This window comes from Azospirillum sp. TSO22-1, from assembly GCF_003116015.1.
GTDB lineage: Bacteria > Pseudomonadota > Alphaproteobacteria > Azospirillales > Azospirillaceae > Azospirillum.
The window spans coordinates 1-8,908 of sequence record NZ_LGQZ01000210.1; the positions used below are offsets into that span (position 1 = coordinate 1).

Genomic DNA, 8,908 nt, shown 5'->3' on the forward strand with positions numbered 1-8,908 from the left:
GGCAAGCCGCTGCCCTTCGAGCGGCGCGGCATGGCGCTGACGCTGACCGTGCCGGCGGGCGGCGAGGTGACGCTGCGCTACGGCGGCACGCTGGCGGCGCTGAACCCGGAGAGCCGGGGCAACGGCGCCGCATCCGGCGCCGAGGGTGCGTACCTGCCCGGCGGGCCGGCGTGGTTGCCGACGCTGGACGATGAGGCGCCGACGTGGCGCCTGTCCGTGCGGGTGCCGGCGCCCTACGTCGCGGTGGCGACCGGGGATCTCAGGGAGGAGGGCCGCGAGGCCGGCTACCGCGCCGTCTTCACAGAGGAGCGCACGGTCGAGGCGCCCTCGCTGTTCGCCGGCAAGTGGGAGGTGCGCGAGCGCATGCACGGTGCGCTCCGCCTGCGCACCTACGTCGAGGCGGAGCTGAACGGGCTGTCCGACGACCTGCTCGACCTGACGCAGCGGTCCATCGACGGCTATTCGGCGCGGATCGGCGCCTATCCGTTCGCCGGCTTCGCCATCGTCTCGGCGCCGCTGCCGGTCGGCCTCGGCTTTCCCGGGCTGACCTACATCGGCAAAACGGTACTGCCGCTGCCCTTCGTGCGCGGCCAGTCGCTGGCGCACGAGATCCTGCATGACTGGTGGGGCAACGGCGTCCGGGTCGATTACGGGGAGGGCAACTGGTGCGAGGGCCTGACCACCTACATGGGCGACTACGCCGCCGCCGAGGTGCGCGGCGCCGACGCGGCGCAGGCGGCGCGGCTGGACTGGCTGCGCGACTACGCGGCGCTGCCGGCCGACCGCGATGCACCGGTCAGCGCCTTCAAGGCGAAGGTGCACGACGCCTCGCAGATCGTCGGCTACGGCAAGGTGGCGATGATCGTCCACATGTTGCGCGGCGAACTGGGTGAGGAGGCCTTCGCCCAGGGCATCCGCCGCTTCTGGCAGGCCCACGTCTTCAAGGATGCCGGCTGGAGCGACCTCCGCCGGGTGTTCGAGGAGCAGAGCGGCCGCGACCTCGGCCCCTTCTTCGCACAGTGGGTGGAGCGCACCGGGGCGCCGGCCCTGCACCTCGCCGGCGCGGCGCGGCAGGGCGACCACGTATCGCTGACCCTGCGGCAGGACCAGCCGGTCTATGCGCTGTCGGTGCCGGTGGTGGTCGAGACCTCGGCCGGCGTGCAGCGCCACGTGGTGCGCCTGGAGGGCCGTGAGGTCACCGCCAGCCTGCCGGTGTCCGGCACGCTGAAATCGGTAGCGGTCGATCCCGGCTACGACCTGTTCCGCCGGCTGGCTCCCGGCGAGGCGCCGCCGACGCTGCGCGACGTGACGCTGGACGGCGCCACCAACGTGGTGCTCGCCGCCGAGGGCCCGGCGGCCGAGACCGCCCGTGCGCTGGCCGAGCGGCTGATGGACCGCAAGCTGCGGGTGGTGGCCCCCGACCGCACCGACTCCGGCCAGCCGCTGGCGCTGATCGGCACGGCCAACGCGGTGGCGCCGCTGCTGCGCGCCTACCAGATCGAGGCGCCTGCCGGCCTCGCCGGGCGCGGCACCGGGCGGGCGTGGACGGCGCGCACCCCGCAGGGCAAGCCGGTGCTGGTGGTCGAGGCGGCGGACGGCGCGGCGTTGCAGGCGCTGGCGCGGCCGCTGCCGCACTACGGCCGGCAGAGCTGGCTGGTGTTCGACGGCGGCAAGGTGGCCGACCGCGGCGTCTGGCCGTCTGGCGACAGCCCGCTCAGGAGGCGATTCGACTAATCCTCCCGGGGTGCGGCGCCCCTCGGTTGGACCCTCTCCCCGTGTACCGCTGTTGAAGCTGTGACGGAGCGCATTCGCGTTCGGAATGCGCCTTTCGGGAGTGGAGATATGTCAGGGAAATCGAAAACGCTTCGTGTGTGCGCCCTCGGGATCGGTGCTGCGGCTCTTATGGCGCTGAGCGCGCCGGCCATGGCCAATCCCGGCGACACCTACACCATCACCGGCGACCGCGTGAACGTCCGCGCCGCCCCGTCCGACCGTGGCGCGATCCGCACCACGGTGCGGCGCGGCGACGAACTGCTGGAACTGCGCCAGGACGGCAACTGGACCGGCGTGCGCGTGCTGCGCACCGGCGAGGAGGGCTGGGTGTTCTCCGACCTGCTGCGCCAGCGCTCGGCCAGCACGCTGGGCAGTGGCGGCAACGGGCGGGGCAGCTTCGCCCGCTATTCCTCGAGCTTCGACCGGCTGATCGGCCACGCCAACGACGAGCTGGGCTACAAGTTCGCCGACCGCGTCGAAGCCGGCGATGACGGCCTGCTGCGCGTCACGCCGAGCCAGGAGTGGCTGTTCAACACCAGCCGCGAGGCCAAGATCTACGCGGCGATGGCGCTGTACGAGATGTGGAAGAACCACAACAACGGCCGCCCGGTCAGTGTGGCGCTGGGCGCGCGCGGCATGAACCCGATCACCATCGAGGACGGTTCCAACGGCCCGCTGATGGACCTGCCGGCGCTGGTGGGCGGGTCGCGGTGAGTTAAACCCTCTCCCGTCCCGGGAGAGGGAGGGGCCCGCCCATAGGGCGGGAGGGTGAGGGCAAATCCAAGGATCCTTGATCTTACCCTCACCCGGCGCCTACGGCGCCACCCTCTCCCGGGGCTCTCGGCGGATCTTCGATCCGCCTGACGCCGTCAGCGCTGGCCTGCGGCCAGCGCGAGAGGCGAGAGAGGGGCTTAACCCTGCGCCGCCTGGGCCGCCTGCCGACGCAGCGCCTTTAACTCCTCGAAGCGCTTGGTGACGTCGCGCAGGATGGCGGCCATGCCGAGCATGCCGCCGTTCTCGTCCGTCACCGGCACGATGGTGAACTCCACCGAGATGCGGCCGCCGCCCTTGGTCAGCGCCGGCACCGACAGCAGGTCGCCGCTGCCGTAGCGGCTCTGGCCGCTCGCCATCACGGCGTCGTAGCCGTCCCAGTGCACCTGGCGTTGCCGTTCCGGGATGATCAGATCGAGCGACTGGCCCAGCGCCTCGGCCGCGGTGAAGCCGAACACGCGCTCCGCCCCGGTGTTCCACAGGCGGATGACGCCCTCGCGGTCGGAATAGATGACGGCCTCCGCGGCGCTGTCCAGCACCGCGAGCGCCAGGCGCTGCTTCAGGTCGGTGTCCAACGTTGTTCCTCCCCGTCGGTTCGTTGTTCGGTCCGGAAGATAATACGGAAAGCGCGGTGGTTCGAGCCCTGGCGGGATTCTTCTGGGATCCGCGCGTCGTGATGGGCATGCTCGCATCCCCACCAACGGGAGTGCCGGACGGAATGATCGTCGACGCCACCTTCTACGCGCTGGTGATCCCTGCCGTTCTGCTGACCGGGATCAGCAAGGGCGGGCTGTCGGGACTCGGCGCGCTGGCCGTGCCGATGCTGGCGCTGGTCATGCCGCCGCGGCAGGCGGCCGGGCTGATGCTGCCGATCCTCTGCTTGATGGACCTGTTCGGCATCTGGGCCTACCGCGGCCGGTGGAGCCGGGGTCAACTGCGCGTGCTGCTGCCGGGCGCCATGCTGGGCATCGGGGTGGGCGTGCTGGCGTTCGGACACCTGGACGACAGCGCGGTGCGCCTGATCATCGGCGTGATCGCCGTCGCCTTCTCGGTCAACCAGTGGCTCAAGCCGCTGGTCCAGCGGCGGATCGCCGAAGCGCCGCCGGCCTCGCGGCTGGCGGGGCTGTTCTGGTCGACGCTGTCGGGCTTCACCAGCTTCCTGGCGCACGCCGGCGGCCCGCCGATCATGATCTATCTGCTGCCGCAGCGGCTGGAGAAGATGACGCTGGCCGGGACGACCGTCCTGCTGTTCGCGGTGATCAACTACGTCAAGCTGGTGCCCTACGTCTGGCTGGGCCAGATCGACACCGTCAACCTCGCCACCTCACTGCTGCTGGCGCCGCTGGCGCCGGTCGGCATCTGGATGGGGGTGTGGCTGACCAAGCGGGTGTCCGAGCGGCTGTTCTACGCCGTCAGCTACGCCCTGCTGTTCGTCGCCGGGGTGAAGCTGTTCGCCGACGGGCTCGGCGGACTCTGAGGCTCAGCGGCCCTCGACGGCCATGACGTGCAGCGAGTTGCTGGGGAACGAGCAGGCCAGCGGCGGCGCGGCCTGCGCCGGCGGGTGGAAGGCGTAGGGGCGGGGCAGCGCCGGCGCCTCGCCGGCGGGCCCGACCCTGGAGGCGGTGGCGTAGAGCCCCGGCGTCGATTCCTCGGCCCACAGCCAGAGGATCCGCTCGCCGGCGTGAGACTGGTCGGATATCGCCCGCAGCACCCGCTCGCAGGTCCGCTCGTCCATGTTGTGCAGCGCGCGCTCGACGATCACCGGCTCCGACCGCAGGGCTCGCGGGACCAGCACCAGCGCCGCCGCCGCGGCGCTGACCACGAGGCCCGCGGCGGCCCAGCGGGCGACGAACGTCAGGTCGGCTCGATCTGTCATGTCGGGAAGACTCCCAAAAGGAAAGGGGGAGCCGCGCGACGGCTCCCCCGGTTCCGGTCGGGCCGGTCAGGCGGTGGCGCGGAGGCCGGTCGCCTGCTGCTGTTGCTGTTGCTCGACCAGCGCCTGGTTGCGGGCGTGGTGCTTGACCAGCATCGGCTTGAGCACGAAGAGCGCGCAGGCCGCGGCGGTCAGGTCCATGGCCGCCGTGACGTACAGCACGGTCGCCCAAGTGCCGGTGGCCTCCATCAGCAGGTTGCCCAGCGGGACCAGCAGGGCGGCCACGCCCTTGGCGCAGTAGAGGACGCCGTAGATCTTGCCGGCGTGCTTGGTGCCGAAGGTGTCCGCCGAGGTGGCGCTGAACAGGCTGTACACCTCGCCCCAGGCCAGGAAGACCATGCCGCTGAGGATCAGGAACATCATCGGGTCATGGCCGAAGCGGCTCAGCATGATGATGCCCAGGCCTTCCAGCGTGAAGGCGACGAACATGGTCGCCTCGCGGCCGATGTGGTCGGAGACGAAGCCGAACAATGGACGCGAGATGCCGTTCATGATGCGGTCGAGCATCAGCGCGAAGGGCAGGGCGGCCATGGTCAGGCCGAGGACGCTGACCGGGGTCTCCTTGACGCCCAGGTCGTGCGCGATCACGCCCAGCTGCGCCACAGCCATCAGGCCGCCGGTCACCGTGCAGATGAACATCACCTGCATCACCCAGAACACCGGGGTGCGCAGCGCCTCGGCCAGGGTGTAGTCGCGGCGGCTCTGCGCGACCTTGGCGGACAGCTTGACCTCCTCCTTGGCCGGGGTGCGCAGGAACCAGGCGGCCACGAAGATGATGGCGCCCTGCAGCAGGCCGAAGAAGAAGAACGTGGACTGGTAGCCGCTGGCGTGGATCATGCTAGAGATCGGCAGGATGGTCAGGGCCGAGCCGGCGCCGTAGCCGCCGGCGGTCAGGCCGACCGCGAGGCCGCGCTTGTCCGGGAACCACTTGAGCGCGTTGTTGACGCAGGTGGCGTAGACGCAGCCGACGCCGACGCCGCCGATGGCCGAACCGACATACAGCATCGTCAGCGTGGAGGCGTAGCTGTCGACGATCCACGAGAGGCCGGTGAACAGACCGCCGAACGCGACGATGACGCGCGGGCCGTAGCGGTCGATGAAGTAGCCTTCGATGGGCGTCAGCCACGTCTGCACGACGACGAAGATCGTGAAGGCGGTTTGGATCGAGGCGCGGGTCCAGCCGTGCGTCTGCTGGATCTCCGGAACGAACAGCGTCCATGCGTATTGGATGTTGGCGGCAGCCACCATGCAAACAATACCAGCGACGATCTGCATCCAGCGGACTGTATCCGATGGCCGGGCAGCTCCTCCCAGGGGTGCACCCGCAGTCGTTTCGCTCATTTGCTCCCTCCCAATGCAATGTTCGAAGCATCTGGCGCGGCCGCTTCATCGGCCGGGGGTCGTTGTCGCATCGCTTTTTTTGCCTGGGCGTTGAGCCCTTTTTCTCTCCGGGGCGGAAGCAAATCTGCTCCGGCGGCCGGCTTTGGCATGCCGAATTTGGTGCATGGTATACCAGACCAAAACGCAAAGTACAAGCCCATCATTGGTGAAAAATGGGGATTATGACTCAAGTGGTGTTCGGAGGCTTGGAGGGGCAGTGCGGCTCGACCATTGCCGAATGGAAAATAAATGGGAGTATCATTGACGTATTTTGCGATCGTGTTTACATGAAAATGGCCGCGCTCATAGGTGAGCGCGGCCACAAGTGGTCTTCTCGCTTCAAAGGTAGACTCGAATACACGCGGTAAACTCAGGGAAGGCCGATCGCCCCGGCGACTCCCCTGAACAGCTGAGTGCCAATCCGACTCCGTCAGCGCATCCAACTGTCTGGTATACGGACGACGTGCGTCTGTAATCCCGGGGGTGCAAAATTTTTTTTGGTGTCGGCGGGAACCCGCCGGCATCCCCAAAACGATCATGGCCGGGACGAGCCCGGCCATGACGCGACGAAGGGAGAGAGGAGCGGAGCCTTCGCCGGGGCCTATTCCTCGCGCTGGCCGAGCAGTTGCAGCAGCATCTGGAACAGGTTGATGAAGTTCAGGTAGAGCGACAGCGCGCCCATCACGGCCAGCTTGCCGTTGGCCTCGTGGCCGTAGCCCTCGGCGTACTCTTCCTTGATGCGCTGGGTGTCGTAGGCGGTCAGGCCGGTGAACACCAGCACGCCGATGACCGAGATGGCGAACTGCAGCGCGGTCGAGCCGACGAAGATGTTGACGATGCCGGCGATGACGATGCCCAGCAGGCCCATCATCAGGAAGGCGCCCATCTTCGACAGGTCGGCCTTGGTGGTGTAGCCGTACAGGCTCATACCGGCGAACATCGCGGCGGTGATGAAGAACACCCGCGCCACGCTGGCCCCGGTGAACACCAGGAAGACCGAGGCCATGGACAGGCCCATGACCGCGCAGAAGGCCCAGAAGGTGGCCTGCAGCGCGCCCAGCGACATGCTCTGGAAGCGCCAGGACAGGACCATGATGAAGGCCAGCGGGGCCAGCATCACCACCCACTTCAGCGGCGTCGTGAAGATCGGCACGTACAGGGCCGGCATGCTGGCGACCAGGAAGGCCACCGCGCCGGTGACGGCCAGACCCAGCATCATGAAGTTGTAGACCCGCAGCATGTGCTGGCGCAGGCCGGCGTCGAACGCCGCCTGGTCGATGGTGCGGGCGTAGCCGTATTGCTGCGGCTGCTCAGGATACTGATTCCACATGGACGTCTCGTTCACTGTGTCAGGAAGGAATCGAACCAGGAGAAGTGCGCCGCCTCCGCGTACGACAGCAGGTCGGCGAAGGGGACGTCGCCGGACAGCGCGTAGACGTGGTGCCCCTGCCGCCAGTAGGCGACGGAGACACCCTCGACGCTGGCGACCTCCAGGGCGGAGACGGCGAACCGCGGGTCCTCGGCGGCGAACAGGGTGACGCGCCGCGACTCCCGCGTCGTGTAGTCGACCTGCACCGCCGCCCGGCCGTCCCACGGGACGATCCGCGTCGCCAGGGGCCGCAGCTCCCGGGGGAAGGTCGGGATGGCCAGCGTGGTGCCGGACGGCTGCGCGGCGAGACGGGCGAGGTGCGCGACCTCCTCCGGCGGCCGACTGGCCAGCGCGGTGCCCGGCGCCTCGGCCTTGCGGTACGCGTCGGCCGCTTCGCTGGCGAAGGCGGGCACCGCGTGCGCCGCCGCCGCCGGGTCGGCCAGGATGTCGCCGAACAGCTCGTGCGCCGACCAGCCGATGCCGATGAACAGCACCGCCGCCGCAGCGGCGCGCAGGGTGGGGTGGGCGTGCGGCGGGCGGGGCTTCGGCAGGGGAATCACCGCTGCCGTGGGTTCCGTCCCGGTGTCGGGGGCCGCCTCGCCCATGAGGAACAGCTGGATCTCGTCGCGCTGCCGCATGTCCTGCATGACCCGCGCGGCGAGCTCCGGGTTCTCCTGCAGATAGGCCTCCACGGCGACCCGGCGCGCGACGTCCAACTGGCCGTCGACGTAGGCGAGCAGGTCCTCCTCGGAGATTTCGGTCGACATCGCTTACCTCACCACTCGCAAACCGGTACCGGCCGCCGCCTTCTCGGCGGTGGAACGGCCGGTGGCCGCGCGCAATGCCGCGCGGGCGCGCCCCAGGCGGGACATCAGGGTCCCCATCGGAATCCCCAGGCAGTCCGCGGCATCCCGATAGCTCACTCCCTCGATCGCCACCAGCACCAACACCTCGCGCTGTTCCTCCGGCAAGTCCATCAACGCCCGCATGGTCTGGCCGAGATCGACGCCGTCGGTCTGCGGCGGCGCATGGGCGCCGGCTGACTGCGCGGCCACGACTCCCTCGGCCTCACGCTCCGTCTTCTGGCGGCGGACCCGCGACACGTGGGTGTTGTGGACGATGGACAGCAGCCATTTGCGCAGGTCGCCGCCGTCGCGCCAAGTGCGGGCACCCTCCAGCGCGCGCAGGAGCGCCTCCTGCACGAGATCCTCGGCGCGCTCGCCGTCACGCGTCAGCACCAGTGCGTAGCGGCGCAGCACACCCAGATGCTTCGAAAAATCCATTCGCCTCGTTCTTCCCCACCCCTGACCAGTATACGCAGGCGGTTGCGGCTTAATCCCGTCCCCGACAAAAAAAGCATCGGCCCCGTGGAGTCCGGCATGAAGCGAAGCCGGCGAACAATGGACGCGCTGGATTGATGATGATCAAGCAGCTTTGGTGGCTGTAATCAAGTCACCAAGCCGAATGCAAACGGCGCACTTCTGGTATTTGGCGTGCCAATCCATCGTCTTCTTCAACGGACCGATGGGAGCCGGCCATACCGCTCGAATTGGGGCGGCAGCCGGTTCGGCGTGAACAGCGGCACAGGCCGCGAGCCTGTTGGTGGAAGGGGTAGGATTCGAACCTACGTACGCTGACGCGGGCAGATTTACAGTCTGCTGCCTTTAACCACTCGGCCACCC

The 8,908-nt window shown here is 68.8% G+C and carries 10 protein-coding genes; 3 read left to right on the top strand and 7 right to left on the bottom strand.

Translation table 11 applies throughout. From position 1 onward, the window contains the following. Positions 1 to 1,734: M1 family aminopeptidase (locus TSO221_RS35810; RefSeq protein ID WP_109122868.1), on the top strand; the 1,734-nt coding region annotated here is incomplete at its 5' end. Between the two features lie 168 nt (positions 1,735 to 1,902). Beyond that, positions 1,903 to 2,487 (top strand): SH3 domain-containing protein, encoded by a 585-nt coding sequence (locus tag TSO221_RS33930; protein WP_247878395.1) that lies wholly within the window; start codon positions 1,903 to 1,905, stop codon positions 2,485 to 2,487. A gap of 197 nt (positions 2,488 to 2,684) precedes the next feature. On the opposite strand, the gene TSO221_RS33935 is transcribed toward TSO221_RS33930, so the two are convergent. Continuing rightward, positions 2,685 to 3,119, bottom strand: coding sequence for a PAS domain S-box protein (locus tag TSO221_RS33935; RefSeq protein WP_247878396.1), 435 nt, complete (start codon positions 3,117 to 3,119; stop codon positions 2,685 to 2,687). A gap of 143 nt (positions 3,120 to 3,262) precedes the next feature. Here TSO221_RS33935 and TSO221_RS33940 point away from each other — a divergent pair, with 143 nt between their 5' ends. Further along, on the top strand, positions 3,263 to 4,021 hold the full coding sequence (locus TSO221_RS33940; protein ID WP_109122871.1) for a sulfite exporter TauE/SafE family protein: 759 nt from the start codon (positions 3,263 to 3,265) through the stop codon (positions 4,019 to 4,021). Positions 4,022 to 4,024: 3 nt separating this feature from the next. Here TSO221_RS33940 and TSO221_RS33945 read toward each other — a convergent pair whose 3' ends face one another. The 6 genes from TSO221_RS33945 to TSO221_RS33965 all read right to left on the bottom strand — a co-directional run bounded on the left by TSO221_RS33945 (position 4,025) and on the right by TSO221_RS33965 (position 8,509). Further along, positions 4,025 to 4,420 carry a hypothetical protein gene (locus tag TSO221_RS33945; RefSeq protein ID WP_109122872.1) on the bottom strand — a complete coding sequence of 132 codons (396 nt, stop codon included), beginning with the start codon at positions 4,418 to 4,420 and terminating at the stop codon, positions 4,025 to 4,027. A gap of 66 nt (positions 4,421 to 4,486) precedes the next feature. Continuing rightward, a complete protein-coding gene (oxlT, locus tag TSO221_RS33950; protein ID WP_109122873.1) occupies positions 4,487 to 5,818 on the bottom strand; it encodes an oxalate/formate MFS antiporter in 1,332 nt (443 codons plus the stop codon). Next, positions 5,815 to 6,180, bottom strand: coding sequence for a hypothetical protein (locus TSO221_RS35235; RefSeq protein ID WP_146208998.1), 366 nt, complete (start codon positions 6,178 to 6,180; stop codon positions 5,815 to 5,817). Before TSO221_RS35235 ends, oxlT begins: the two co-directional genes overlap by 4 nt. 278 nt (positions 6,181 to 6,458) lie before the next feature. Beyond that, positions 6,459 to 7,187 carry a Bax inhibitor-1/YccA family protein gene (locus TSO221_RS33955; protein WP_109122874.1) on the bottom strand — a complete coding sequence of 243 codons (729 nt, stop codon included), beginning with the start codon at positions 7,185 to 7,187 and terminating at the stop codon, positions 6,459 to 6,461. An 11-nt stretch (positions 7,188 to 7,198) separates the two neighbouring features. Continuing rightward, a complete protein-coding gene (locus TSO221_RS33960) occupies positions 7,199 to 7,993 on the bottom strand; it encodes a hypothetical protein (protein ID WP_109122875.1) in 795 nt (264 codons plus the stop codon). Between the two features lie 3 nt (positions 7,994 to 7,996). Beyond that, a complete protein-coding gene (locus tag TSO221_RS33965) occupies positions 7,997 to 8,509 on the bottom strand; it encodes a sigma-70 family RNA polymerase sigma factor (RefSeq protein ID WP_109122876.1) in 513 nt (170 codons plus the stop codon). Positions 8,510 to 8,908: the final 399 nt, after the last annotated feature.